The 26,279-nt window shown below is 39.8% G+C and carries 21 protein-coding genes; 13 read left to right on the forward strand and 8 right to left on the reverse strand.

Going from position 1 to position 26,279, the window contains the following annotated elements:
* Positions 1 to 262 precede the first annotated feature (262 nt).
* The 5 genes from AACW45_RS26890 to AACW45_RS26910 all read left to right on the forward strand — a co-directional run bounded on the left by AACW45_RS26890 (position 263) and on the right by AACW45_RS26910 (position 6,673).
* On the forward strand, positions 263 to 775 hold the full coding sequence (locus AACW45_RS26890; protein ID WP_190545346.1) for a PAAR domain-containing protein: 513 nt from the start codon (positions 263 to 265) through the stop codon (positions 773 to 775).
* Positions 776 to 1,591: 816 nt separating this feature from the next.
* Positions 1,592 to 2,005: a GPW/gp25 family protein gene (locus tag AACW45_RS26895; protein ID WP_190636054.1), complete on the forward strand. Its 414-nt coding sequence runs from the start codon at positions 1,592 to 1,594 to the stop codon at positions 2,003 to 2,005.
* Positions 2,006 to 2,129: 124 nt separating this feature from the next.
* The gene (locus tag AACW45_RS26900) at positions 2,130 to 4,337 is read left to right on the forward strand and encodes a putative baseplate assembly protein (RefSeq protein ID WP_306415009.1); all 2,208 of its coding nucleotides are present in this window, start codon (positions 2,130 to 2,132) and stop codon (positions 4,335 to 4,337) included.
* 11 nt (positions 4,338 to 4,348) lie between these two features.
* A complete protein-coding gene (locus AACW45_RS26905) occupies positions 4,349 to 5,380 on the forward strand; it encodes a phage tail protein (RefSeq protein WP_190636056.1) in 1,032 nt (343 codons plus the stop codon).
* A gap of 93 nt (positions 5,381 to 5,473) precedes the next feature.
* Complete coding sequence (locus AACW45_RS26910; RefSeq protein WP_190636057.1) at positions 5,474 to 6,673, forward strand: DUF4159 domain-containing protein; 1,200 nt, start codon at positions 5,474 to 5,476, stop codon at positions 6,671 to 6,673.
* 468 nt (positions 6,674 to 7,141) lie between these two features.
* On the opposite strand, the gene AACW45_RS26915 is transcribed toward AACW45_RS26910, so the two are convergent.
* Entirely contained in the window at positions 7,142 to 7,864 is a 723-nt protein-coding gene (locus AACW45_RS26915) for a 2-phosphosulfolactate phosphatase (protein WP_190636059.1), read from the reverse strand.
* A 314-nt stretch (positions 7,865 to 8,178) separates the two neighbouring features.
* Here AACW45_RS26915 and AACW45_RS26920 point away from each other — a divergent pair, with 314 nt between their 5' ends.
* A complete protein-coding gene (locus tag AACW45_RS26920) occupies positions 8,179 to 8,646 on the forward strand; it encodes a phosphate-starvation-inducible PsiE family protein (RefSeq protein WP_190636061.1) in 468 nt (155 codons plus the stop codon).
* Between the two features lie 47 nt (positions 8,647 to 8,693).
* Here AACW45_RS26920 and AACW45_RS26925 read toward each other — a convergent pair whose 3' ends face one another.
* Together AACW45_RS26925 and AACW45_RS26930 are read right to left on the reverse strand one after the other, a co-directional pair.
* Entirely contained in the window at positions 8,694 to 10,007 is a 1,314-nt protein-coding gene (locus AACW45_RS26925) for an MFS transporter (RefSeq protein WP_190636063.1), read from the reverse strand.
* A 480-nt stretch (positions 10,008 to 10,487) separates the two neighbouring features.
* Positions 10,488 to 10,655: a hypothetical protein gene (locus tag AACW45_RS26930; RefSeq protein WP_190636064.1), complete on the reverse strand. Its 168-nt coding sequence runs from the start codon at positions 10,653 to 10,655 to the stop codon at positions 10,488 to 10,490.
* Between the two features lie 531 nt (positions 10,656 to 11,186).
* Here AACW45_RS26930 and AACW45_RS26935 point away from each other — a divergent pair.
* The gene (locus AACW45_RS26935; RefSeq protein WP_190692866.1) at positions 11,187 to 11,573 is read left to right on the forward strand and encodes a hypothetical protein; all 387 of its coding nucleotides are present in this window, start codon (positions 11,187 to 11,189) and stop codon (positions 11,571 to 11,573) included.
* Positions 11,574 to 12,086: 513 nt separating this feature from the next.
* Positions 12,087 to 12,776, forward strand: a complete 690-nt coding sequence (locus tag AACW45_RS26940) for a DUF305 domain-containing protein (protein WP_190636065.1) — start codon at positions 12,087 to 12,089, stop codon at positions 12,774 to 12,776.
* Positions 12,777 to 13,050: 274 nt separating this feature from the next.
* Here the strand turns inward: AACW45_RS26940 and AACW45_RS26945 are convergent, their stop codons facing one another.
* Complete coding sequence (locus AACW45_RS26945) at positions 13,051 to 14,739, reverse strand: patatin-like phospholipase family protein (protein ID WP_190636066.1); 1,689 nt, start codon at positions 14,737 to 14,739, stop codon at positions 13,051 to 13,053.
* Positions 14,740 to 15,059: 320 nt separating this feature from the next.
* On the opposite strand from AACW45_RS26945, the gene AACW45_RS26950 reads away from it, so the two are divergent.
* The 3 genes from AACW45_RS26950 (at position 15,060) to AACW45_RS26960 (ending at position 20,446) form a co-directional block, all read left to right on the forward strand.
* Entirely contained in the window at positions 15,060 to 16,769 is a 1,710-nt protein-coding gene (locus AACW45_RS26950; RefSeq protein WP_190636067.1) for an efflux RND transporter periplasmic adaptor subunit, read from the forward strand.
* Between the two features lie 95 nt (positions 16,770 to 16,864).
* A complete protein-coding gene (locus AACW45_RS26955; protein WP_190636068.1) occupies positions 16,865 to 19,936 on the forward strand; it encodes an efflux RND transporter permease subunit in 3,072 nt (1,023 codons plus the stop codon).
* 24 nt (positions 19,937 to 19,960) lie between these two features.
* A complete protein-coding gene (locus AACW45_RS26960; RefSeq protein ID WP_190636075.1) occupies positions 19,961 to 20,446 on the forward strand; it encodes a hypothetical protein in 486 nt (161 codons plus the stop codon).
* Between the two features lie 107 nt (positions 20,447 to 20,553).
* Here AACW45_RS26960 and AACW45_RS26965 read toward each other — a convergent pair whose 3' ends face one another.
* Complete coding sequence (locus tag AACW45_RS26965) at positions 20,554 to 20,844, reverse strand: hypothetical protein (protein ID WP_190636078.1); 291 nt, start codon at positions 20,842 to 20,844, stop codon at positions 20,554 to 20,556.
* Here AACW45_RS26965 and rppA point away from each other — a divergent pair, their 5' ends adjacent.
* Together rppA and rppB are read left to right on the forward strand one after the other, a co-directional pair.
* Positions 20,845 to 21,540, forward strand: coding sequence for a two-component system response regulator RppA (gene rppA / locus AACW45_RS26970; RefSeq protein ID WP_190636079.1), 696 nt, complete (start codon positions 20,845 to 20,847; stop codon positions 21,538 to 21,540).
* Positions 21,541 to 21,696: 156 nt separating this feature from the next.
* Positions 21,697 to 23,112: a two-component system sensor histidine kinase RppB gene (gene rppB / locus AACW45_RS26975; protein ID WP_190636081.1), complete on the forward strand. Its 1,416-nt coding sequence runs from the start codon at positions 21,697 to 21,699 to the stop codon at positions 23,110 to 23,112.
* Positions 23,113 to 23,236: 124 nt separating this feature from the next.
* On the opposite strand, the gene AACW45_RS26980 is transcribed toward rppB, so the two are convergent.
* The 3 genes from AACW45_RS26980 to AACW45_RS26990 form a co-directional block, all read right to left on the reverse strand.
* A complete protein-coding gene (locus tag AACW45_RS26980; RefSeq protein ID WP_190636083.1) occupies positions 23,237 to 24,193 on the reverse strand; it encodes a protochlorophyllide reductase in 957 nt (318 codons plus the stop codon).
* Between the two features lie 206 nt (positions 24,194 to 24,399).
* A complete protein-coding gene (locus tag AACW45_RS26985; protein WP_190636085.1) occupies positions 24,400 to 24,831 on the reverse strand; it encodes an EamA family transporter in 432 nt (143 codons plus the stop codon).
* Between the two features lie 383 nt (positions 24,832 to 25,214).
* The gene (locus tag AACW45_RS26990; protein ID WP_190636086.1) at positions 25,215 to 26,165 is read right to left on the reverse strand and encodes a class I SAM-dependent methyltransferase; all 951 of its coding nucleotides are present in this window, start codon (positions 26,163 to 26,165) and stop codon (positions 25,215 to 25,217) included.
* Between the last annotated feature and the right edge of the window lie 114 nt (positions 26,166 to 26,279).

Below are 26,279 nucleotides of genomic sequence, written 5' to 3' on the forward strand. Positions count from 1 at the left end.
TAGTCGTATATTTTTACTCACGCCAAGACGCAAAGGCGCAAAGAATTTATCGTACATTCAAGGGTTAAATCCCCGACAAAAAATGTCCTTACAGCATCTTCCTGTAAATAGACCACACTGTAGGGGCACGGCACCAGTAAAATTATTTTATGTGCCAAAAGATTGTCGGTGCCGTGCCCCTACGACAGATGTGGTTTAAATAGGTGAAAACTGCTGTAATTTTGAATTTTGAATTTTGAATTTTGAATTTTGAATTGTTATTATGCCAGGAAAACCAGCAGCAAGAATTACAGATTCTGTAGCCCATCCCTTACCGCCAGTTCTGACACCGGGGCCTGGTAGTAAAGATGTGTTAATTGGCAATTTACCAGCTTGGCGAGGAATACCAGCTGCGGCGGTTCCAGCTTTGCAGTCTGCAAAACAAGCAGCCGATGTAGCTATTCAAACAGCTGAAGCGGCAACGGCGGCGGCGGCAGGAACACCAGGGGCACCAGCCGCTTATTCAGCAGAACAAACCCTGAAAACATCGTTAGGGGCGAGTATGGGTAGTATGATTTCTGCGGCGGCTGCATCTGCTATTCCTGGCGCAGATATTCATCAATGTACTACACCCTTACCCGTACCTCCTCACGGCCCTGGTGTAGTCATTGACGGAAGTAAGACAGTATTAATTAACGGACTACCCGCTTGTCGCCTGGGTGACACTGTTTTAGAAGCACTAGGCCCGCCCAATAAAATTACCAAAGGTGAAACGACTGTTTTAATTGGAGGTTGACTTAAGAGGCTGGGGGGTAGGGTAGGGACTTCCAAATAAAAAAATATACAACTATTTATTGTGGGGTGGGCGTCTCGCCCGCCCATAGTCAAAGGTGGGCAAGATGCCCACCCCACAAGATTGGATAATTTATTTCTTGGAAGTCCCGTATTGGTGTCAACTTAAGCTAAAAATAGCCTGACTCTTAGCTTTGTCGCCCGCCTTTCGACTTCGCTCAAGGCTCATAGTCCAAGTCTACTGAAGTAGACTAAAGATTTTGAGGATATTTAGTCATCTTGAGATGACTTTGGCTATGAGCAAGGAACTTCAGTTCCTTGCGGGGCAAAATGCGCCAGCTTTATGATTTACAAATATTCAAGACTCATTTTGAAATTTTGTGTAAACAAAAAAGGCGATCGCTTTCTCATTTATCTCAATCAAGTACTCATTTTCCCATTTTCAGTAAGCAAAAAGCCATTTCACCTTCTCATTAAGCCATATCGCCTACTCATTATTGTGTTTTCCGCAAGTAAAACACCATTTCACCTACTTAAAAAGCCTTATCGCTTACTCGTTTCGGTAAATCACGCACCCATTTTAGTGTTTTCCGCAGGTAAAATACTATTTCACCTACCCATTTAGGTAAATCGCGCACCCATTTTAGTGTTTTCCGCAAATAAAAAGGTATATTGCTGGCGCAAAAATTGCCATGTTTGACAATAGGCAGCTGTCTAGCTACCCCCTACCCCCTATCCTCATCTCGACCTTTGGCGAATAGGCTTAAATCTGCCATACCGATATCTTTGAAAGTATAGATATCACTGCCATATAGCAACTATGGTTTATGGTCAACCACGAGACTATTTAGGAACTGGTTGGGCTTTTCCCTTGCGCTTAAATTTGCAAGGAGGGATACAACTCACCAGCGAAGAAGAAAAAGTTAGAGAATCCATTTGGATTATTCTCCGTACTGGCGTAGGCGAAAGAGTTTATCGCCCTAATTTTGGTTCGCGTTTATCGGAATTAGCATTTGCACCGATGAACAACGACACTCTCATCCAGATTCGCCTGTATGTTTTAGAAGCCTTAGAAGTTTGGGAACCCCGCATTACGATAGATCGCGTCATCACCGAACCCGATCCGGTGCGCGGTCGAGTCAACATCAATATTATTTATCGACTTAAAGACAATCCTGATATTAACAACTTTGTTTATCCATTTTATTTATTACCTCCTAACGAAGAAGAATAATTAGTCATTTGTCATTGGTCAATAGTCAATAGTCAATAGTCAATAGTCAATAGTCAATGGTCATTTATCCCCCTTGTCCTCCTTGTCCTCCTTGTCCCCTTCCTAGTCCCATGCCCCATGCCCCATGCCCCATGCCCTTATGAAATTCGATTTTTTACCACAATTACCATCTTCCAATTTAGACGATCGCACTTTTGATGATTTAGTCGAAGAATGTATGATGCGTATCCCGCGCTACTGTCCTGAATGGACAGATCATAACCTCAGCGATCCGGGAATTACGCTGATTGAATTATTTGCTTGGTTAACTGACCAAATGTTACTCCGGTTTAACCAAGTACCAAGAAAAAATTATGTTGCTTTTTTAGAATTATTGGGGATTCGCCTCCAACCCCCCGCACCAGCCCATACTGAATTAACTTTTTATTTAAGTTCTGATTTACCTGAAGCTTATACAATCCCTACGGGTACGGAAGTTTCCACAATCCGCACGGAAACTACACCCGCAATTATTTTTAGTACAGATTCGCCTTTAATTATCGGTAAACCCCGATTACAGCATTTTCTCACCGCCCAAACTGTAGAAGATATCCCCCAATCTCCGCGAGAACGCTTGGCAAATGTTTGGTCTCGTCAGTCTAATGGTTTGTGGACTGGGGGAGAACAAGCGGTGTTTAGCGAACAACCCCAAGCGGGAAATTGCTTTTATTTGGTCATTAATTCCGACGATCCTTTAGATGGTAACGTGATTGAAGTCACGATCCAAGGGGCAGCCGCAACACCTACAGGCATTGACCCCAATCATCCCCCCCGCACATGGGAAGCTTGGGATGGACAAAATTGGCAACCTGTGTTAATGAAAGAGTCGGATGACCAAACCAGGGGATTTAGTTTTTACGAAATTAACCAGCAAGGAGGAAACCCCGCCCAAGGTGCAGATGTGCGCCTACATTTACCGCAATCTTGGCCTGTAACTATCTTTACTACATACCGAGGACGTTGGTTGCGTTGTCGCTATACTAGCCCAGAAGAAAATCAAGCAGGTTACAGCCGTCCGCCGAAAATTACAGGTTTAGGGGTGCGGTCAATTGGCGGTACAGTGAGAGCGAGTCACAGTACTTTACTGCAAGAAGAACGTTTAGGAATTAGTAACGGTAAGCCCGGACAAACTTTTCAATTACAAGCACCGCCAGTTTTAGCCCGCCGGGAAAACGAATATATTATTGTCGCGCCTCCTGGGGGTTTACCGCAAAATTGGCAAGAAGTGAGAGATTTTGCCGATTCTACACCCCAAGACCGTCATTATGTGATTGATTCCTTAACAGGTATGGTGCAATTTGGGCCGTTGATTCGCGAACCGGGACAAATCCAACGCCAGACAAAAGTGCGATCGCGGATTCAACAACCAAGACTAGATGAAACCATAGCTCAACCCAGTGATATTGAAAACGCCCTTGAGCATCAATACGGAGCCGTTCCCCCCAAAGGTGCAGAAGTTAGAATTCTCGCTTACCGCACAGGGGGAGGAAAAGAAGGTAACGTACAAGTAGGTTCGCTACAGTTTTTAAAGTCGGCTGTCCCCTATGTAACCAGTGTCACAAATTACAAACCTGCAATTAACGGTGCGGATGCCGAATCTTTAGAACAGGCGGTGATTAAAGCACCAAGAATTTTGCGCACACGCGATCGCGCCGTCACAGCAGAAGACTTTGAGGTATTAACTCAACAAGCCGGTGCAGGTGCGATCGCCCGCGTGCGTTGTTTACCCGCCCTTGCTAATAGCCAAGCAGGTACAGTCAGTTTACTCGTAGTCCCCCAAGCCAATACAGATAACCTGATAGAAGGTATCAAACCCACACAATTTGCCCTCAGCCCCGCCCTGCAAGAGCAAATTTTACAATACTTAGACGATAGAAAGTTATTAGGAGTACAAATTAGACTCTTAGAACCAGACTATGTTGGCGTCTCCGTGCAAACAGAAGTCATCCTCGAACCCGCTTATGAAAACCCCTTAGCCAGCGCCGAAATCCTCCGCAACTTAAGAATTGCTATGTATAAATATTTAAATCCTCTTACCGGAGGCATTGAAGGTAAAGGCTGGCCTTTTGGGCGACCGGTTTATACCTCAGACATCATCGCCTTAATGCAACAAACCCCAGGCGTGCGTTATTTAGGCCCAGTTCTACTATTTCCCATCCGCAAACAAGGAGACACCTGGAGAAGACAACCATCACCAGAACAAATCATCGATCCAGGAACCCAAGGCTTAATTTGTTCTTGGTTTGACGCTAATCTGCGTTCCAGTCATGACATCCAAATTAGTACTCGCTAAAACAAAAGCTTATGGTTCAAAGCAGACATAGCCCAGCCGTAGAAATTAAACTTACCCCCATGCAAATACCCGAAGCCATACCTGGGGCGGGTTTATCATTTGCAGGGCCAGAAGGTATGAATGCAACAGCATATAACTTGCTTTTGCATCCCGGACAACCCAGCGAGATGATTGTCCATATCAAAAACCTAGAAGAACGTCCCTTAAGGTTGGGTTTAAAAGTAGAAGGTGAATTTCCTTCCCAATGGTGCCAAATTGGTACAGAAGGTAGAGAAATTCCCCCAGGCGGACAGATGGATGCAGTATTATATTTCACCGTTCCCGCCACATTTTTTGAAGACCAAGAAGCAATTTCCCCAGGGAAAAAAGACAAATTAACACTTAACTTTCACTGTTTAGTAGTAGTTAATATTGACCCCGGTACAGAAAGAGAGCAAATTCAACACAGCGAAATATTTAATTTATATATTCGCCCCTACAGTTTCTACATGGAATTTTTGCCCGTTCTCTATCGCGAAATTGACTTCATTGGGCGCTTCATCAAAATATTTGAACAAGCTTATCAACCAGCAGTTGATAGCTTCAACGTTATGTGGGCAAACATCGACCCCTTAACAGCACCAAAAGCCTTACTTCCATTCTTAGCCCATTGGGTAGCTTGGCAAGTAGATTCTGTTTGGGATCTCAATCAACAACGTCGTTTAATTCGCCGTGCAGTTGAAATTTATCGTTGGCGAGGAACCCGCAAAGGATTGCGTCTTTACCTCCACCTTTATACAGGTTTACCCCTAGACGAAGATATCCCCAACGAACGCGATAAACATATTAGTATTACAGAACCATTTGGCCCCAGCTTCATCTTAGGTGATGCCCACATCGGCAGCGCCGTCTTAGCAGGCGGACAAGCATATCATTTCGTAGTCAACTTACGCAAAACCCACACCACTCAACTCATCAACGAACAATTAATCAGAACAATTATCGAACAAGAAAAACCCGCCTTCTGCACCTATGAACTATTTATTGAAAACCCAATTACATAAAAATAAAAATTTATCTTTCTCACTCTTCTTAAAATCTTTGATCTCCTTTCTATCTTCTTCGTGTTCTTTGCGCCTTCGCGGTTAGTTACCAATATGACACACCCATTCCCCCCACCAACCATCAAATCCTTTGAACGCCTACAAGCCTCCGATGGGCTATTAATAAATGCCGAACGTTGGAGTAAAGCCCATGAATACCACCGACTACGACAAAACACCCACTATCAATGCTTAAACCAACCAGGAATAGTCTGCGGTTTAGGCGTGCGCGTCATTCCCGCACCGCGCCAAGTAGAAGCAAAATATCGAGATGGACGCTGGGTACAAATTCAACCAGGAATCGCCATCGATGTAGCCGGAAACTTAATTGTAGTCCCCAAAGCATACGACTTTTCGCTTGATTTAGAATTAGTTATTACCGAACCAATTCCGATTTACTTAGTCATCAGTTACTTAGATCCAGACGAATTACGACGCGGACAATCAAGAGATATTGTTCAAGAAACATATCGTATAGACCAAAAAAATTCTCACCTAGAAAGTCACGAAATCGAACTTTGTCGCATCCTCTTACAACCAGGACAAAACACCATTACCCAACCTGCCGATGTCTTCTTTCCTGGTTACCAAAACATTGATTTACGCTATCGCCGCCACGCCCAAGCAAGACCACAAACAAATATTGCGATCGCGCAAGTAAATCATAGCGATTCTGAATGCGCCCGCAACTTTTTCAACCTTGCTTATTTACTTCAATCTATCGAACATCTCTACCCATCTTTACGGGGAATTGATGAACCAGGACAAGTATCTTTAGGCGAAAATATTCAAGACTACGACTTACTTTATTTAACAGGACAGGAAGCACTATCTTTTAACAGTATTGAATTTGAATCACTGAAAAATTATTTAAATTTTGGTGGCATACTTTTAGTAGATGCGCCGCAAAATGCCAATGCCTTAATTGACAGTACCCACGCCTTAGCCCAGCAACTAGAAAATCCCTTAAAACCTTTAGAAGAACTACAAAGAAGTCATCCTTTACGCACCAAACCCTTCTTATTTGCAGCTTTACCCAATGTCAATCAAAACTTCATTCGCCTGTTAATTGGTGGCGGAATCATATTAGTAATTGGTGATTTAGCCAGCGCTTGGGGATTAGATAGAGAATTGAATTTACCCAGAGTAGCTATTAGAACCGCTCAAGAATTCGGCATTAATATTTTGCATTATGCTTGGAGAAGGCGACAGTATATTGGCTTACAACAAGAAGATGACACAGGTAAATGGTAGAAGGGAGACAAGGGAGACAAATGTCAACTTAACGCAAAACCCAGCTACCGCAAGGAACTGAAGTTCCTTGCTAATAGCCAAAGTCATCTAAAGATGACTAAATATACTCCAAATCTTGGGGAGCATCCCAATTTTGACGCAATACCCTACAAGGGTATTGCTATACCAACAAAGCCTGCCTTCTTTTGCTAAAAGTTTGATAGCCTGCGTTCGTCGAAGACGTTCCCGAAGGGTAGGCAGGCTTCGTATTTCTAGCCCCACCCTTATAGGGTGAGGGCGTTTTTGCACATTTGGGATGCTCCCAATCTTGAGTCTACTTTAGTAGACTTGGGCTATTAGCCTGAGAATTCATTCTCAGGCGGGTGACAAAGCGGTGACAAAGCTAAGACAGAGGCTATTTTTAACTTAAGTTGATACGTATGAGCGCTGCCGTGACCTTACTATTATACCTTAATAAGTTGAAAAACACTATAAAATATATCTATTAACATAAGCATTTTCAGTTAACAAAGGTACGCAATCACTAATATTAAAAACTGCTGCTAATTCCACATCTAACTCATAACCTTTAGCAATTAATTCTTTCCCTGAACTAGATTTTTTCAAGTATCCTAACAACTCATTTCTAAAAGTCTGAAATACTGCTAAAGCACTTTCAGCCTCTGGAGAAAAACTACCATTTAAAAAACTCAAAATTGCTCCTACACCAATTAAATCTTCAAAAGCCGGTCTTAGCGTACCATCCTCCCACTTTTCCCCAGCAGGAATTACAGCAATTTTAGAGCCATATTTCTGCGCAAATTTTGCCACTGCTTCACAATTCCGTAAACAACCAGCTATTGTTGGTGTTTTACCTGTGAGTAATGTGAGAGTCGAACCATTAGGAGAAGGTATAACTAATCTACTTCCTGTCGGAATTTTAGTTAAAGATGCAGGAGAAAGAGAATAACCTGCTTGCGACATCCTACTTTTTGCTAATTCCCCATTAACAGACTTAGCATAATTAATTGCGGAATCATCTCTCCATTGATAGGGATATATAATTGCGCCATTCTTAGTAGCAATTTCTGTCGCAGTCGAAAAAGATAGTACATCGACAATGATAATTACATCACTAATAGGTGCAAGTTGAGTAACACCTTGTACACCCCACTCACAGCGTAAATCAAATTCTGCTTGATCGTAAATCATTTTTTTGAAATCAGTTAATACATTTAAATTTAAAATCTGTTGTTGCGTAACATACTAATGCCCTAATATCAATTTTCTATAAACTTGCAATAAATTATTACCTCTCTATTTCTTGGCGTACTTGGCGTACTTGGCGGTTCATTTATAAATATTAAGTGCATCATCACAGAGAAATTGTATAAAAACATATTGCTGATAAATATGTGCTTTTTGCGCCATTTATAGGAGTGATAAATGAATATATATTTACCACCGCTAAATAGTTAAACGCCTATGATAATGGCTATCGACAATTTAAGAGTCTTCGGAATTTTATGGTAAAAAAAGTATTAGCAGATTTAAATAATTATTTTCAGCGAGATAAAATTGTGCGCAATCTGGAATTTTTTCAAGATTTCATAATTGTGTTTCTCTGCTTAGGCTTATTTTGCGTCATGCTGATTCGCCTAGTAGATATGTTCTCTTCTTTTGTCCGTCCTTTAGATTTAAGACAAGTAACATCTGATATCCTCTTTATTTTAATTCTTGTCGAACTCTTCCGCCTCTTAATTGACTATATAGAAGCACAGAGTATATCTGTAGCCGCCGCAGTAGAAATTACGATTGTTTCTGCTTTAAGAGAAGTGATTTTGCGTGGTGTACTGGAAATTCCCCGCGATCAACTTTTGAGTATTGCTGTATTTTTACTGGTTTTAGCAGGAATTTTTATAGCTTTACCACGCCTGTCTAGGTTGTTTGAACACTCAAGAATTTCTCATTCAGAAACCACAGAACACAATTAAAAAATGAAAATTCTCATACCCCTAAAGAAACTTAGGGGTATGACTGATTAATTTGATGTAGATATTAACCCAGTTTGCTTATAAATAGGGCATACTATCTTTTTAATTTCTGGTAGCTTTCTTGCAAAATACAACGCGCTGAAAGAACAACAAACACCTCCAAATAATAAAGCATTTGCTACACCAATGTGACCTGCCAAACCTCCAAAGAATAAATTACCAAAAGGTAATATCCCTAAAAAGCCTGTTGTGAATATACTTGTAACTCTACCTCGTTTATTTTCATCAACAATGATTAATTGAATAAAATTGCTAATAGCAATTAAACTCAAGGTATTAGTCATGCCAACAATAAAAATTAAGATGAGACAAAGTTCTAAATTAGCAGAACGTGAAAAGAATATCAGACTTAAACCTAAAATCAAAGTAGAGTTAGCCACAACTTTCTCTAAGCCAGTAACTTTCCTTCTGAGTATTAAAAAAAGTCCAGCAACTATCGAACCTAATGCCGAAGCTGTCATAATATAACCCATAGTTTCGGCATTACCATTCAAAATATCAGTGGTGAAAATTGGCATCAAGTTAACATAAGTCATAATCATAAAACAAATTATGACTTGCATCATTAATACATATTTAATAGGTAAAAATTCATAAGTATATACAAAACCCTCTTTTAAATTCTGCCAAATATGCGGTTTTTTAGTGGAGTCGTTGTTAGCGAATGACTTAATTCGCACGGTTAAAATTGCGGAAATAAAGGGGAAATAGCTAACGCTATCAACCAAAAAGCAGGATGCTGCGCCTACTTTCGCCAGTAATAATCCCCCAACCATAGGACTGATAAATTTAGCTGTATTAATTAAGAAAGAATGAATAGAAATTGCGCTATAAGTATCAGCTTTATTATCGACAATTCGGGGGATAGCTATTAAGCGAGCAGGTAAATCAAAAGCTTTGACAATTCCTTGCAGTATCCCAATTACCAAAATCCAAATAAAGTTAATTTCCCCAGTCAGACTCAAATAAGTTAACGCACCGGATAAAATAATAGATACTAACTGAGTCGCGAGTAAAACATATCTGAGGTTCCAACGATCTAATAAAACTCCTACTATCGGTGTAAGTACTAAGCCTGTTGCTTGATTGGTAAATCCAGCAATACCCACTAATACTGCTGAATTAGTTAGTTGATAAACCATCCATACTAAAGCAAATTGTGTCATCCAAGAACCAAAAAAAGATACACTTTCTCCAATGACAAAACAGCAAACATTTGCAGATTTCAGCGCTGGGGGAATCTGGAAAAAACCAAACTTTAGTTTGTGTTTTTCAGAATTTGCTTGATGAATTTGCGCCATGAATTTTTCCTTTTTTGAAGATAGATACAACCCTTTATGTCAGTACAATGGCTGACGTAAATTAATTAGCAACAATTTTAGATAAGCTGAAATTTAGCTCAACATAAATTTAGGATGCTTAGTATTTGACGATAAAAAACTGACACAAGCAATAACTGGCTAGAGTTAAAGATCGTGTCACTAAACTACGTTAATTTGGTAGATATATCGTAGTATTATATAGGATATCTTCAAAAAATCTCAACTAAGACTAACTATCTGATATGCACCTATAGCCTATAAGAGTAGGCTATACAAACTCAGCCTAGTTACGCAGAGTAATAAACTTATTTTTTCGTCTTATTGCTAAAATAGGATGTTTATTAAAAACTTAACAACTCAGTATAAATACTTTTAATCAATATGTGAGCGCCCCAGGAGGGGGAAGTCAAGAGTCAAAAGTATTCAACTACTCTTGTAACAAATGAAACTAGCACATTTTTATTGTTTGCCTAAAAACCTTGCTAGATAACGGTTATAAAATCTGTTAGTTAGGAAGTATTGTTTTTTGTTGCCAGCGATCGCAGTAGGTGAGAAACTGTAACTACATACTACAGCGAAGATCCGCGATCGCAATTTTTGGGTAAGAGCATCAACATCACCCCACATGCCAAGATTGCGCTAATTCAACTGATGCTTGCACGATAATTGCTTGTATATAAATTTTAGACAATTGCTAGCTCCAATCAGGATTTATTGCTTAGGGTAGACTATAAATCTGAATAGCCAACTCTATTGGTGGAGTGAAAATAATTTTTTATTAGTTATATGTATTATAAGGCTTTTAACTTAATTGCCTCTGCTAAATAGACAAATCTGCGTTTGCATAATTTGAGATTTATCCCTGATTTACCAACATGTATTGAGCGGAGATTTTCCACTTGAACTAATATCTAATTGGAGAAAATGAAAAATTCAGTATTTCTAGGGTGTGTTAGATGTTGCATGTAAGTTAACATCGCAATATTGAGGAGCATTACAACAGTAATAATCCACCCAATGATATGTATAAAAATCAAATATGAATGCAACGCCTAATTTTTCTTTAATTAGCGAAGTCTGACACATTTAATTTCCCGTATTAGTCAATACAAAAATATCTGTTTAACAATTATATAAATATAACCGAGAACAATTTATATGCAATTTAGAGAAGTATGGCATAAGTCCCCTGATATAGATATATTCTCCGAGCAAAGTCCCTTTAACAAGGTTCAAACTCAACCTGTAAAAACTGATAATTTTGTGTTCAATGACGCATTAATAGCCCAGTCAGGAAGTTTTCTGGCTTTTATAGTTTTTTGGGGTGGAATCTTCATAATTTGCACAAAAAAACTAAAGTTATTATCTGAGAATAAGCTAACTGAACCAATGAATGATTGTGCTAACTTACCCTGTATAAAATGCCATTACTTTGCGAGAAATCACTATTTGAAATGCGCTGTACAGCCTGGAATAGCGTTGACTAAAGAAGCAAATAATTGTGCTGATTATCATCCCAAGAAGGAAGTGATAGCTAATGATTAAAAATTAGCACTAAATTTTGATTAATTTGTAGTCAGAATCTTAGTAATGCTGTAATTCATCACTAAAACCCTGACTACAAAATTATTCTTGGACAACAAAGCGTAAATAAAGCTACTATTTAAAACAGTCACAAGCCTTGATTTATTAACTTGTTGACTGTTGAATGTTGAATGTTGACTGTTGACTGTTGACTGTTGACTTCCGCTTGGTTTGCATATATTATTTACACTTGAGGACACGGAATTTCCTGATTAATATTTTATTTTCACCCGATTGGGCGATTCGTTGAACTATATTGCTGCTTTTATTGCCTAAATCATCAATAAAAAGATGTAATTTCATCCTGATTTCATTTTTGCCTGTAAAACTATGTATGGGAGTGTAGAAGTCAGTTTTTATGGCATTATCTGGGGAATTGTTTTATCTAAGGAAAAAATCAATTACTCAAAAGCTTGACTCTCCACTCGACTAGAGATTGCTTAATGAAATTAGGAACCTATTGAAATTATCTTTATGCAACTGCCTACTCGGAAAAATAGCGTTTTGGCATTTACTTTAATAGCGATCGCCTCTGTATCTGGTAGCCTATTAACAGCCTGTACTACCAGTACTTCTCAAAGCCAAGCGCCAAATCTGGCTACTGATGCTAGCGACAAGCACCAAAGTCACCAACATGCTGGGATGGATCATAGCATGGCTATGGATTTAGGCCCGGCTGATGCCAACTATGATTTGCGCTTTATTGATGGAATGATTCCTCACCACCAAGGCGCAGTTCTCATGGCTCAGGAAGCGCAGCAAAAATCAAAACGCCCAGAAATTAAAAAGCTAGCAGACGAAATTATTAAAGCACAGAATCAAGAAATTACTCAGATGAAAAGCTGGCGCACAGCTTGGTATCCCAAAGCTGGGGATAAACCGATGGCTTATAATTCTCAGAAGGGTAAGATGATGGAAATGTCATCTGAGCAAATGCAAGCGATGATGATGAATATGGACTTAGGTAATGCTGATACAGAATTTGACCTACGCTTCATTAATGCAATGATTCCGCATCATGAAGGAGCCGTAACTATGGCTCAAGATGCTTTACAAAAATCTCAGCGAGCGGAAATTAAAAACTTAGCTCAAGCAATTATTAAAGCACAAGATACAGAAATTCAGCAGATGAAACAGTGGCGAAAAGCTTGGTATAACAAATGAATAAATGGGGAGCATCCCAATTTTGACGCAATACCCTAGAAGGGTATTGCTATACCAACAAAGCCTGCCTTCGCAGGCTATCAAACTTTTAGCCTGCGTTCGTCGAAGACGTTCCCGAAGGGTAGGCAGGCTTCGTATTTCTAGCCCCACCCTTATAGGGTGAGGGCGTTTTTGCACATTTGGGATGCTCCCAATAAATGTAGGCAATGTCCACTAAAATTTAGATTTTGTGGGCATTGCCAACCCTAAATATACTTTAATTTGGGATAAAAATTTAAGATAATACTTTAGGATTAGAAGAGAAATTCTGCCAATCAATAACTAAATTATTCCACAATTTACGAATATCTTGAGGATAGGAATTAGGTTGATCGCCATGCTTGCGAGTAATATAAACCATTAAGTTATAACAAGTAGTAACTTGTCCGGCAATCAGCAAATTATCTAGTTCGTTATCTTCCATAAACCAAAGTGTAGTCGGCATACTTGCAGCAGCATCAATAATTTTGAGAATTGCCGATGATGGTGGTTCGACTCCTGGTAATTGAGTTAATTGGCTACCTGTTCTTAGTTCATAAATCAGGTTAGAAATTAATTTTTGGCGAGTTGTTTCATCATATTGTTGATAAATAAACCTAAAGCCAAGACTGCGAATACGTTGCATAAATACGGAGCCAGCCATTGCTTGTAAAGAACTTAAACGTAAATAAATCCCATTAACTACTTGATTAACTGTGAGATTTTTTAAATCTTTCCATGCAAGAATGCCAACTTGGGGGATTAAAGGGAGAATTCGCTTTTTAATAATATTGCGACTCCAGACTAAGATAGAAGCGGTTGTAGCTGCAAGTAAAATGGGGATAATATATAGGAAAAAATCTAGCCAAATAAATTGACCATTGATATAGTCTTTAATAAATTCATAACCAATTGTTACCAATGTAAAAGCACAAAAGCCAATTAGTATTTTTGAAATCCAATCAATTGCTTTTAAAGTTAGCGGACTCACTTTAAAAGGGGCGGGAAAAGAATATAAACTACCCGGTCTTTGATCGACATCAGAAATAATAAATAAATCCAGCTTCACCTCACTGCGTTTTTCAGCTAGCCATAAACTTTCAATTCCCTGATTATCGTAAATTCCTCCATCCATCAAAGCAATATCTGTATCTTTTTGACCAGAAATTATTGGTATATTGCTATCTACCGTTGCTAATTCTTCATCTGATGCAAGTGGGTTTTCATCTGCTATTGGTTGTTTTAAATCCACTTTTGGAAGTGTTTTAGCTACTGTTTTTTTAATATTATTTAATGCTTGGCTATCTGACCAATTAAAATCTCCGGGAAAGGCTAAAGGTTCAAAACCACCAGGGAAACAAGAAGAAGCAGCAACAATATCAGCAACTCTAATATCTTCAGCATCAGACCGATCTATTGATATATTGCCATTACCAATTCTGGCTTTAGGGTTAGCACTACGCTGAAACCTAAAAGCTAATCCACTGCGAAATTCTGTAGCGTTAAAAATGACTTCTTGGAGAGGAATGTTAGCATTAAGAATATGCCCAAAGCGGTAGGGTTTACCATCAGCATCTTTGAAGAATTTTTCTGCATAAACTTGAGCGCTAGCAGTAATTAAGTCAGTTCTTGATGAGGGTATGTTGATTTCTTTTCTATTAAGCTTATTTAAAGCTAATTTTACTAGTTTGGTATTTTTGAGCAAGGCATAATATTCTTGATAAAATTCTGGAAATGTTTGCCCAGCAACTAAAGATAAAGTGTATTTTGCCCCTGTAAATGTTCCCCCAGAGACGGTAGATATCATTCTCACTTGCTGCAATAAATTGACGCGATTTAAATAAGATAATAATCCTAAATGAAATCCTGCTGCCCGATAACCACCTCCTGACAATGATAAGCCAATATGCTGAGGTAAATTTGATTGCTGGTGAGTTTGAGTCATGGATTTTTCATGAATAAACTGAGTTTACTTAGCTTGTGAAATTGCTACCTTAAGCGCGATAGCTTGGATTAATAGCCCAAGAAACCGAGCATAAATTTATATAAGTCCTGAAACTGCTGTAAAAAGGGCTATATTTCCCCAATAGGGATTATTCTACTTTAAATAAAGTGAGTAAAAAATATTACTTAACATAAAAACAGGGAAGTTACGGTGCTGATTTTAGACCTTTTCTTCTCAATACTTAGAGTCTATCATTGATTGATTTCATCTTAATTTCATATTTAGATGAAACACTGGAAAATATAGCTTTGTTGATAGCGATGTCTAAACCTCTGCGTTCCCAACCACCTCAAGCAATTCGCTCTGTTTCTAGCACAATCGTCAGTATACTGATATTTACAAATCCCGCAGTAGTTTTAGCTCACGGCGGGCATGGTAATGAATTTCAAGGAGGAAGTCAAGCAAATTCCTCTACCACAGCGATTAAAGTTGATGCGCAAACAGCGCAACGCTTGGGTATTAAAGTTGAGCCAGTGAAAAGCCAGGCGTTAGCTGTAGGAATTAAAACTACGGGACAAATTGAGACTTTACCCAGCCAAAAGGTAGAAGTAAATACACCAATTGCTCAAGCGAAAGTAGTGGAGTTGTTGGTAGAACCGGGTGCTACAGTCAAAAAAGGTCAAGCAGTAGCGGTGGTATCTAGCCCGGATTTGGTGGAATTGCGGGTTAATTCCCAAGAAAAACTGGCAGAAGGTCAGGCGGATTTACAACAAGCTTTAGCTGATTTAAAATTAGCTCAACAAAATCGCGATCGCTATCAACAAATAGCCAATGCAGAAATCGCTCAAGCGCAAACACAAGTAGCATTCGCCCAAGAAAAATACAATAAAGATCAGCAGTTAGTCGCTGCTGGCGCTTTACCCCAACGTACAGCCTTAGAATCGCAAACCCAGCTAGCGCAAGCTAAAGCCGAACTCACTAAAGCTAATAGTCGCCGGGAAGTAATTGAGGCGGAAAATCAGCTAAAACGCGCTGCTTCCGCCGTTGAAGTGGCAAAATCGCGCATTCAACTAAGCAATACCACTTATCAAACTCGCCTCTCCCAATTAGGAACCCGCGCCAATGCTCAAGGATTGGTGACGGTGGTATCCCCGATTACTGGTAAGGTAGCGGATAGAGAAGTTACCCTCGGTCAATCCTTTGAGGATACGGGCGGTAAATTGATGACGATTGTCAATGACAGCAAGGTTTTTGCCACCGCAAATATCTATGAAAAGGATTTAAATCAAGTTAAGACTGGTCAAAGGGTAATTGTTAAAGTTGCTGCTGTGCCTAACCGTAGTTTTACAGGCAAAATTACCCGCATTGGCTCGGTGGTGGAAGGAGAAACGCGAGTTGTTCCCGTACAAGCTGAATTGGAGAACTTCGGCGGATTGCTCAAACCGGGAATGTTTGCAGAACTGGAAGTGTTAACAGCGCAAACCGCATCGCCTAGTTTAGTGATTCCCAGTGCGGCGGTAGTGGAAGCCAATGGTAAAAAGCAGGTTTATATCCAAAATGGTAACGCCTATCAATCTGTGGAAGTGACTTTAGGGCAAACCTCTGGCGATATGGTGGAGGTAAAAACTGGGTTATTTGCTGGGGGTTTAATTGTTACCCAACGCGCTCCGCAACTTTACGCACAATCGCTGCGGGGGAGTGGTGCAGTAGAGGAGCATGGACATGGCACTTCGACTTCGCTCAGTGCCCAAACAGAAGAGAAAAATTCTAATTCCTTAATTCCTTTGTGGGTGGGTGTAGGGGGAGGTGTTGCACTTTTTAGTGTAGCTTTTATGGGTGGTGTTTCTTGGGCTAGTCGTCGCCGCAAACATCAATATCAATTGAATACAGCATCAGCAGATATATCCCCAGAATGGGTTGATAACCATTACGTAGCGAAGCAGGATTCAGGTGGTTTGAATAACGAACCGCATTCGGCGAAGCCGTTCCCGCAGGGTAGGCGCGAAGTACACAAAGAAGAAGTTTTTTGAAAGAGAGAAGTAAAAAAGATAACAAAATCTCGCCAATGTTCAATGGGCAGGATTTTTAATCCAAAATCTAAAATCTAAAATCTAAAATTCTCAAGATGCTTAGTGCGATGATTAAATGGGCGATCGCTCGCCGTTGGCTAGTGGTTTTGAGTACAATTATCCTGATAATTTGGATATTTCGTACAATTATCCAAATGCCTTTGGACGTTTTTCCTAGTTTTGCGCCACCACAAGTAGAAATTCAAACGGAAGCGCCAGGACTCGCACCGGAAGAGTTGGAATCTTTGGTGACTTTACCGATTGAAAGTGCAATTAATGGTACTCCTGGGGTGACAGCAGTGCGTTCATCTTCCGCAGCCGGGATTTCTGTGGTGAAGGTGATTTTTGATTGGGGGAGTGATATTTATCAAGCGCGTCAGTTGGTAACGGAAAGGTTACAACAAGCACAAGGTAAGTTACCTGCTGGGGTGGAAACGCCACAAATTTCTCCTACTAGTTCCCCAATTGGTACTGTATTACAATATGCTTTTACTTCTGATATTACACCTTTAATGGAAGTGCGGCGAATTGTCGATTGGCAAGTGACAAATCGGCTTTTGGCTGTGCCGGGAGTTAGTCAAGTTGTTGCTTATGGTGGTGATATTAGGCAATATCAAGTATTAGTCGATCCAGAAAAATTAAAAGCTTTTAATGTTACTTTAGCTGATGTAGAGGAAGCAACGGCGGCTGCAAATATTAATGCTCCTGGTGGTTATTTGATTACCCCAGATAGAGAGAAATTAATTCGGGGGATTGGTAGAATTGAATCTGTTGAGGAATTACAACAATCTGCAATTACTGCTCGCAATGGTACGCCAGTTAAAATATCTGATGTGGCTGATGTAAAAATCGGCGCAGCAATTAAAAGAGGTGATGGCAGTTTTAACGGGAAACAGGCTGTTGTTGTCACAATCAACAAGCAGCCGCAAGCAGATACACCAAGCGTTACCCGCGCTATTGAACAAGCGATCGCAGAAATTAAAGCTGCTTTACCAAAAGATATTCAAGTAACGGCGACATTTCGCCAAGAAAACTATATTGATGCTGCGATTGAAAATGTCCGCGCAGCTTTAATTGAAGGTAGTATTATTGTTGCTATTATCCTCATTCCTTTTTTAATGAATTGGCGGAACCTCGCCATTTGTTTAACTGCTTTACCTCTATCTTTATTAATCGGTATATTTCTCCTCAATTGGTTAGGACAAGGTTTAAATACCATGACTTTGGGAGGGTTAGCTGTTGCGATTGGTTCGGCGGTTGATGATGCAATTGTTGATGCAGAAAATGTTTACCGCAACTTACGAGAAAATAAATATTCTCCCCATCCTCGCCCAGTTTTAGATGTGGTATTTGATGGTTGTCAAGAAGTAAGAGATTCGGTATTTGGCGCAACTATCATTACTATCGTTGTCTTTGCTCCTGTATTTGCTTTAACTGGGGTAGAAGGTAGCATTTTTATCCCAATGGGGTTAGGCTATATGGCGGCTGTGATTGCGTCGAGTCTGACAGCTTTGACGATAACTCCCGCTTTATGTGCAATTTTATTACCTCACGGTCACTTGCCAGAAAATGAACCTTGGGTAGCGAGATTTTTTAAGCGGTTGTATTATCCTCTGTTGGGGTTTTCGCTGCGAAATTCGGGAATTATTTTAGCCTTAGCCCTTGCAAGTATAGTAACTGCGATCGCGATCGCTCCTAGTTTTGGTAGAGTCTTTTTACCAGAGTTTCAAGAGCAAACCTTGGTAAATACCCTGACACTCTACCCTGGTGTTTCCTTGGAGACTACCAACGCTGCGGGGGAAGCAATTCAGCAAGCACTCAAAGGCGATCCGCGATTTCCTTATGTACAGTTGCGTTCCGGGCGCGCACCAGGTGATAGCGATGCAGGAGGGGTAAATTTAGCACATTTAGATATTGAATTGAGCCGGGAAGCCCTAGAAGACAGGGAAGGGGCGATTAAAAAGCTGCGGGAAGAAATGGCGAAATTACCAGGAGTCGCGCCCAATATTGGCGGTTTTATCTCCCATAGAATGGATGAGGTATTATCTGGGGTAAGAAGTGCGATCGCAGTTAAGATTTTCGGCTCCGATTTAGCACAACTCCGCACCATTGGGAGTCAAGTAAATGAGGTAATGAAAACTGTAAATGAGATTGTCGATTTACAACTAGAACCGCAAGTACCCATCGAACAAATACAAATTAAATTTAATCGCACAGATGCTTCCCGCTATGGTTTAACAGTGGGTAAAATTTCCCAAATTATGGAAACTGCTTTAAATGGTAAAGTAGTTTCACAAATATTAGATAAACAACAAACCTTTGATTTAGTAGTTTGGTTAAAGCCCGAATCTAGGCAAAATTTAGATACAATTGGTAATTTATTAATTGATACTCCTGCTGGACAAAAGATACCATTAGCCCAAGTCGCCACAATTGAAAATGGTACAGGGCCAAATACCATTAATCGGGAAAATGTCTCCCGGTTAATTGTCGTTTCTGCGAATACTAGCGGTAGAGATTTACGCTCCGTTGTCAATGAAATTCAAGCAAAAGTCAATCAACAAGTACATCCCCCATCTGGTTACTATATCCAGTATGCAGGGCAATTTGAAGCCCAAGAAAGAGCCACACAAAATATTTTAATTTATAGTGCGATCGCTTTTATTGCCATTACAGTTATCATGTACATTTCCGTCAAATCTATTCCTTCAACCGCCACAATTATGATTAACTTACCCTTGGCATTAGTAGGAGGAGTATTTTCTGTAGCTTTATCTGGCGGAATTATTTCTATTGCTTCTTTAGTTGGCTTTGTTACTCTGTTTGGCGTGGCGACTCGTAATGGTTTATTACTAGTAGATAATTACAATACCAAGTTTGCCGAAGGAATGCCTTTGAAAGAAATTTTAATCAAAGGTTCAATGGAAAGATTAAACGCCATTTTAATGACAGCCTTTACCTCTGCTTTAGGTTTAGCACCTTTAATAGCTGACAGCGGCCCTGGTAAGGAAATATTACAACCGCTTTCTATAGTTGTCTTGGGTGGTTTATTTACATCTACAGCATTGACATTGGTAGTAATACCTGCTTTATATGCTAAATTTGGCAAAATTTTGCTGCAAAAATGATAAATTTTATTGAGGATTAAATCTATGAATTCACTCAAATCTAGCTTACTAATTATTAGCAGTATTAGCTTATTATTTTTAGGTGCTTGTAGTAACAATCAACAAGCAGCAAATACAGAAAATAATCAAGCTAATTCTAGTCCTAATAGTCAAACATCAGCCGCACCCATAGCGAAAACAGAACCACAACATGGTAAAACTCATGGCGGACAAGTTGTAGAAACAGGTGCTTACCATTTAGAGTTTGTTCATGTGAAAGAAGCCAGTGGAACGCATCTAGATTTCTATTTACAAACAGGAGATAATCATGAAACAATATCTAATGCTAAAGTGACAGCGCAAGTGCAATTACCTGATGGTAAACAGCAGACAGTTCCTTTAAGCTATGATGCTAAAGATAAGCATTATGCAGGTTTATTAAAAGAACAATTAACAGGTCAGTATCAGGTGAAGATTAATGCTGATATTAACGGTAAAAAAGTAGATGGACGCTTTAATTTTAATCGGTAGATGTTTATCGCCCTGCGGGTAAATTCGTCTTCCCGTTTTCGTGTTTCGCGTAGTCTGGGAACATCCAATTTTTTAAATACCCAATAAATTTGTAGTGCGAGCAGCGCTCAGTCGAACGCTGCTCGCACTACGAAATATGGGTAATTTATTTTTTGTAAGTCCCCTGTAGCAACTTCAGGGTTCCTTGAATCAACTTCAGGGTTCCTTGAATCAACTTCAGGGTTCCTTGAATCAACTTCAGGGTTGACGTTTCCGTGTTTCGCGTAGTCTGAATTAACTTCAGGGTTCCTTGAATCAACTTCAGGGTTGACGTTTCCGTGTTTCGCGTAGTCTGAATTAACTTCAGGGTTGACGTTTCCGTGTTTCACGTAGTCTGTAGCAACTTCTGGCTTTACCATATGCGAATATTACTAGTAGAAGATGAAGAAGATTTAGGCGGTGCTATTAAGCGAACTCTTACCCAACATAAATATTTAGTAGATTGGGTAATTGATGGTGATGATGCTTGGGCATATTTAGAAAATAGTTGGACACAATATACCCTAGCTATTTTTGATTGGATGATACCGGGAATATCAGGCTTAGAATTATGCAAACGCCTACGCCAGCATAAAAATCCTTTACCCGTTTTAATGCTCACAGCCAAAGACAGCATGGAAGATAAAGTTGCTGGCTTAGATGCAGGTGCAGATGATTATTTAGTCAAGCCTTTTGGTATGGCAGAATTATTAGCTAGATTGCGAGCATTACAAAGGCGATCGCCCCAATTTCAGCCACAGGAATTAACTGTTGGAAAATTAACTCTCGATTATGGTAACAATTTAGTTGTCAGTCATGATTCTGCGGGAAACAAACAGGAAATTCCTCTAACAAATAAGGAATTTCAGCTACTAGAATATTTTATGAAACATCCCAACCAAATTGTCACCACAGAACAAATTCGCAATCAACTTTGGGAAGTCAGCGCCGAGCCAGTTAGTAATGTAGTAGCAGCACAAATGCGATTGCTGCGACGTAAATTAGCTCATAGCGGTTGCGAGAATATGATTGAAACTTTGCATGGTACTGGATATCGTTTGAATCTTCTCAATTAAATTATTTTGGATTTACTATTTCTTTCTTGTGCAAGTCATATCAAAATCTTCATGATGTTCTTATTTTTAAGATTCCCAAAAGTCACATTTTAATATCACACTCTACTTATATTCTCCAATTTTAAATTTTATTCCATAGGTTTAAAATGCTTAATTATGAATCAAAATACACTATTTCAAAAAACTCGCTTGCGTTTAGCGCTGTGGTATGCCCTGGTTATGGCTTTCATTTTAAGTATTTGTGGGTTTGGTATTTATCAAGCAATCTCTCATGCTCACTGGATGACATTAGATAGAGAACTGGAATCTGTAGCGGGAACTTTACACGATACCATCGAATTAAAACTACATCAACCTGCGCAATTAGAACCAGTAATAAACAGAATTTTACCGAATATTTGTGTAGTTGGTGAAAGTTGCATTCAAGAAAAATCCAACTCTAAACGTCATATTTTAAGCGCCATTAATCAAAGCAATTACTATGTCCGATTTTTTGATAATTCAGGACGTTTAATTGCTATAGCGGGGAATCATCCAGCAGGATTAACCACAGCCTTTAATAAAGAACTTTGGCAAACTCTTAAAGATAAAAAAGGCAACTTATATCATCAAATTTCTTTTGTTTTACATACCCAAGATAATCGCGATTGGGGTTACATTCAAGTAGGGCGCAGTTTGGCAGATTTTAATAGTTATCTGACGGGGGTAAAACTCACTTTAATTTTTGGATTACCAATTGTCATGCTTTCGGTGGGGATTGCTAGTTGGTGGTTAGCAGGATTAGCAATGCAACCGATTTATCGCTCATACAGACAAATTCAACAATTTACAGCCGATGCAGCCCATGAATTACGCACACCTTTAGCTGCAACTCAAGCCACAGTAGAATCAGCATTGATGTTGTCTCACCTGGATGAAGCAGAAGCGCGGGAAATTCTCCGCACTACCCAACGTCAAAATCAACGACTAACTACTTTGGTAACAGATTTACTGCTATTAACTCGCTTAGATCGTCAATCAGTACCAATGCAACGGGAGATTTGCGGTTTGGATGATATTATCAACGATTTAATCGAAGAGTTTGCAGCTTTGGCGATCGCATCTCAAATTAAACTCACCGCTTCTATCTCAGTTTCCCATCCCCTAAATGTCATTGGCAATCAAGATCAGCTTTATCGCCTATTTTCTAACTTAATTGTCAATGCCATTCACTACACCCCAGCCGGCGGAAAGGTAACGCTTTATGTAGATTGCAATGATTATTATGCTGTAATTCAGGTGCAAGATACAGGTATTGGGATTTCCCAACCAGAGTTGACGCGCATATTCGATCGCTTCTACCGCATAAATAGCGATCGCTCTCGCAGTACTGGCGGTTCTGGGTTAGGATTAGCGATCGCCCAAGCAATTGTACAAGCACATCACGGTAGCTTAGATGTCAAAAGTGAATTAGGTAAAGGTAGTACTTTTACTGTTAACTTACCCTTTAATGTTGGCTCAATTGATAGCGTTCGCTCAATTTACCCCTTAAAAAGATTGTATCGCTGGTTACGCCATATTAATAAAAATTAAACTTGCCAAAACTTGTACTTTGCTCTCTTGATTCTTGGCGGATAAGTTTTCTGTGAGCATCATTAGTGGGAGTTTAAATCCCCCCACTAACAAATTTAAATTTTGAATTTTGAATTTTGAATTTTTAAGCTAATCCGACTAATTTGGCGCTTAAATCCCACAGTTTTTCTGCTTTTTCATCATCGCGGGCTTGGGGAGATACTTTTTGCACAAAGGATTGGCGGTCTTTCTTTTGGCGATTTCCCCAGCTCCAGTAAGCACCAGATTGCTTATACTCAGGATCGGCAATGACTGATGCAACTCTTTCCCCAGACAATTCCTGAGATACATAGCCGCCGGTAATGTACTTTTGGAAAATGGGGAATATTTTTTGGAATAGGGGATAATGGTTGCGGAATAAAGGCGTTTCAGCTACACAACCGGGATACAGAGAACTGAAAACAATACCAGTTGAATCGTGATAACGGCGGTGTAGTTCCCGCATAGTTAACACATTGCAGACTTTGCTATCTTTGTAAGCTTTGACAGGTTCAAATTTCTTACCGTCAATCATCGTGATTGGTTCTTTAAATCCGTTAGCAAAACCTTCGAGATCTCCTAAATCTGGGCGTGGGGGAATTTTACCGCCCAATTCATCGGGGTTATGGGTGACAGTTCCTAAAATGACAAGACGGCGATCGCCATGAGGTGATTTTTTCAAATCCTCAAGCAGGAGGTTACACAGCAGGAAATGTCCGAGATGATTAGTAGTCATCGTCAACTCGTAACCTTCTGGACTGCGCAACGGTTCTTTAATTAAAGGCATATAAATTGCCGCATTGCACAGCAAAGCATCTAGACTTTTACCGCTAGCGCGAAAGTTATTCACAAACTGCCGCACGCTATTCAAGGAGCCTAAATCGATATGCAGAACAGTATAGCTATCCTTGGGTATGCCTACAGATTGGGCTGCTGCTTCCGCTTTCTCTAAATTACGACAGGCCATCACTACGTGCCATCCCTTGTTAGCCATCGCCTTCGCAGTGTATAAACCCACCCCTGAAGATGCACCTGTAATGATAACTGTTGACTTCCCAAACATTGTGTTTAACCTCCACATAATCTCTAGACTTTATCTAGAATCTCATGCATCATGACTTCTATTAACAAATGCTATCTCTAATGAAACAGATTGTTATGTTTGCAGCCACAAGCTAGACTCTTTACATAGAGAGACTTTTATGCGTTATATAGATATTCTTTTAAGCTGTTGACTGGTGTAATTAATATGTTTAACTACTTAACAGCTTAACGAATCAAAATAAGTGTACCAGTTAAAATCAAGCCAGTCCCTAATATCACTTGCAGCGTTAGTTGCTCCTTGAGAAAAAATACCGAAAATATCAGCACCAAAACCAAGCTCAATTTGTCTAAAGGTGCGACTAAAGAAGCTTTGCCAAATTGTAAAGCCCGAAAGTAAAACAACCAAGAAAAACCAGTTGACAACCCTGAAAAAACAAGAAACAGTAGAGTTTTTGGGCTAATTGTCAGTAATGTATTGAGTTGTCCTTTAGCGAGAACCCAACCCCAAACAATGATGAGAATAACTACTGTACGGATTGCAGTTGCTAAATTGGGATTAATCGATTCGACTCCAATCTTGGCAAAGATGGTCGTCAACGCTGCAAAAAATGCCGATAACAGGGCATAAAATATACTATTTACTTCGTTATCTAGCATTTTTATCCTTAATACATAAATCCTTATTGAGAAATAATATCACTAATTTTACTAGATACTATTTAAAAATAATCTAGATTGCTTGACTAGATGTTGCTCGTGAGATGCTTTTGCTTTTTTGAGCTTTATGGGAGGATTGCTGGCTACAAAAGACGAAAAAACCCCTGGTAGGCAGGGGGGGTATCAACTCTAGGAGGTCGTATTATGTCTACCTATCATTCCTTAGATAGAAGATTATGCAATTTTGCAAAAAAATTTGGGGCATTGGGCATTGAAACAATTTTGGATTTTGGATTTTGGATTTTAGATTTAGATTAGAATCCAAAATTGCAAATCTAAAATCTAAAATTCTTTGTCTTCCTTGTCCCCTTCCCCTACTCTCCTTACTCAGGCTTTCTCGCCACAATAGTCCGATGGCGAGGATCGCTAGCTACTGTAACTGGTGGCGCGAAACCTACAGCTTGCAATGTAGCTTCAATATCAAAGGTGTAGTAATCATCGCTCCAGGGTTCGGTGCTTTTCATTAATGTAAATAGCACTGGTGGCAGGTTTTGGATTACCTGGGATTTGGGATTATTATCTACAATTGCGATCGCACCACCAGGTCGTAGTAATCTTAAAGCTTCCGCGAAAATTGCTTGACTAGCATACCCTGGCAATTCATGGGTGACAAACTGAAGCGTTACCAAATCAAAAGAATTATCAGGTAATTTTGTATTCTCTGCTTGTGCGTGAATCCACTCTGTTATCTCACCCTTGGTATCAAGATTGCGGGCAACAGTTAGCATATAGGGTGATAAATCTAGCCCTACTGTACGCACAGGATGACTCTGCTTTTGTTGATAATAGCGGTGTAAAGCTAAAGTAGAAACCCCTACCGAGCAACCAATATCTAAAATATCTCGGACTTCCTGAGGTGCATAAGTAGCGAGAACTTGATGAAAACTACCTCTGAGGCGTGCATGGGCGACTTCCCAAGTTAAGTTTTCTTTCGGCCATACCCGTAACGCCATTGAATAGGTAGCGGACTCAGTTTCAAAAGCCGCATCCCAGCACAGATTACCCTCACTGTAGGCGTGAAACGGTACTTTATAATAGTCAGGATAAACAACATCGGGGTTAGTCATCTTGGTAATTTGCTCTGTGATTCCCGATGATTTCAGCGTTTGATAGTTTTTCCGCCAGGGAACGCCGTTTTTCTCAGCAGTGTTGATGAGTACTTTCCTGGCTTGCTGCTTCATCAATTGATAGATGGGTTTAGTCTGTATCAGGAGATTGACAAACTTGGAAAGCGTATCTTCTCCAGCCCAATCCGGTTTTAGCTTAGTGTTCATCGGCTTGCAAAAATCAAGGCAAGATAACTAATGTAGATAGGTCGAAACCAAGATAATTATCAGGTCTATCTGTTGCCGATTCTCATTAAATTAAAATGAGCAACCTCAATCCTC

This window comes from Calothrix sp. FACHB-168 (genome assembly GCF_963889195.1).
Lineage (GTDB): Bacteria > Cyanobacteriota > Cyanobacteriia > Cyanobacteriales > Nostocaceae > Aulosira > Aulosira anomala_A.

What these genes read in the sequence shown, in the direction of transcription:
- AACW45_RS26890 (WP_190545346.1), top strand. Translation starts at nt 263, where the DNA reads ATGCCAGGAAAACCAGCAGCAAGAATTACAGATTCTGTAGCCCATCCC.
- AACW45_RS26895 (WP_190636054.1), top strand. Translation starts at nt 1,592, where the DNA reads ATGGTTTATGGTCAACCACGAGACTATTTAGGAACTGGTTGGGCTTTT.
- AACW45_RS26900 (WP_306415009.1), top strand. Translation starts at nt 2,130, where the DNA reads ATGCCCCATGCCCTTATGAAATTCGATTTTTTACCACAATTACCATCT.
- AACW45_RS26905 (WP_190636056.1), top strand. Translation starts at nt 4,349, where the DNA reads ATGGTTCAAAGCAGACATAGCCCAGCCGTAGAAATTAAACTTACCCCC.
- AACW45_RS26910 (WP_190636057.1), top strand. Translation starts at nt 5,474, where the DNA reads ATGACACACCCATTCCCCCCACCAACCATCAAATCCTTTGAACGCCTA.
- AACW45_RS26915 (WP_190636059.1), bottom strand. Translation starts at nt 7,864, where the DNA reads ATGATTTACGATCAAGCAGAATTTGATTTACGCTGTGAGTGGGGTGTA.
- AACW45_RS26920 (WP_190636061.1), top strand. Translation starts at nt 8,179, where the DNA reads ATGGTAAAAAAAGTATTAGCAGATTTAAATAATTATTTTCAGCGAGAT.
- AACW45_RS26925 (WP_190636063.1), bottom strand. Translation starts at nt 10,007, where the DNA reads ATGGCGCAAATTCATCAAGCAAATTCTGAAAAACACAAACTAAAGTTT.
- AACW45_RS26930 (WP_190636064.1), bottom strand. Translation starts at nt 10,655, where the DNA reads ATGTGGGGTGATGTTGATGCTCTTACCCAAAAATTGCGATCGCGGATC.
- AACW45_RS26935 (WP_190692866.1), top strand. Translation starts at nt 11,187, where the DNA reads ATGCAATTTAGAGAAGTATGGCATAAGTCCCCTGATATAGATATATTC.
- AACW45_RS26940 (WP_190636065.1), top strand. Translation starts at nt 12,087, where the DNA reads ATGCAACTGCCTACTCGGAAAAATAGCGTTTTGGCATTTACTTTAATA.
- AACW45_RS26945 (WP_190636066.1), bottom strand. Translation starts at nt 14,739, where the DNA reads ATGACTCAAACTCACCAGCAATCAAATTTACCTCAGCATATTGGCTTA.
- AACW45_RS26950 (WP_190636067.1), top strand. Translation starts at nt 15,060, where the DNA reads ATGTCTAAACCTCTGCGTTCCCAACCACCTCAAGCAATTCGCTCTGTT.
- AACW45_RS26955 (WP_190636068.1), top strand. Translation starts at nt 16,865, where the DNA reads ATGCTTAGTGCGATGATTAAATGGGCGATCGCTCGCCGTTGGCTAGTG.
- AACW45_RS26960 (WP_190636075.1), top strand. Translation starts at nt 19,961, where the DNA reads ATGAATTCACTCAAATCTAGCTTACTAATTATTAGCAGTATTAGCTTA.
- AACW45_RS26965 (WP_190636078.1), bottom strand. Translation starts at nt 20,844, where the DNA reads ATGGTAAAGCCAGAAGTTGCTACAGACTACGTGAAACACGGAAACGTC.
- rppA (WP_190636079.1), top strand. Translation starts at nt 20,845, where the DNA reads ATGCGAATATTACTAGTAGAAGATGAAGAAGATTTAGGCGGTGCTATT.
- rppB (WP_190636081.1), top strand. Translation starts at nt 21,697, where the DNA reads ATGAATCAAAATACACTATTTCAAAAAACTCGCTTGCGTTTAGCGCTG.
- AACW45_RS26980 (WP_190636083.1), bottom strand. Translation starts at nt 24,193, where the DNA reads ATGTTTGGGAAGTCAACAGTTATCATTACAGGTGCATCTTCAGGGGTG.
- AACW45_RS26985 (WP_190636085.1), bottom strand. Translation starts at nt 24,831, where the DNA reads ATGCTAGATAACGAAGTAAATAGTATATTTTATGCCCTGTTATCGGCA.
- AACW45_RS26990 (WP_190636086.1), bottom strand. Translation starts at nt 26,165, where the DNA reads ATGAACACTAAGCTAAAACCGGATTGGGCTGGAGAAGATACGCTTTCC.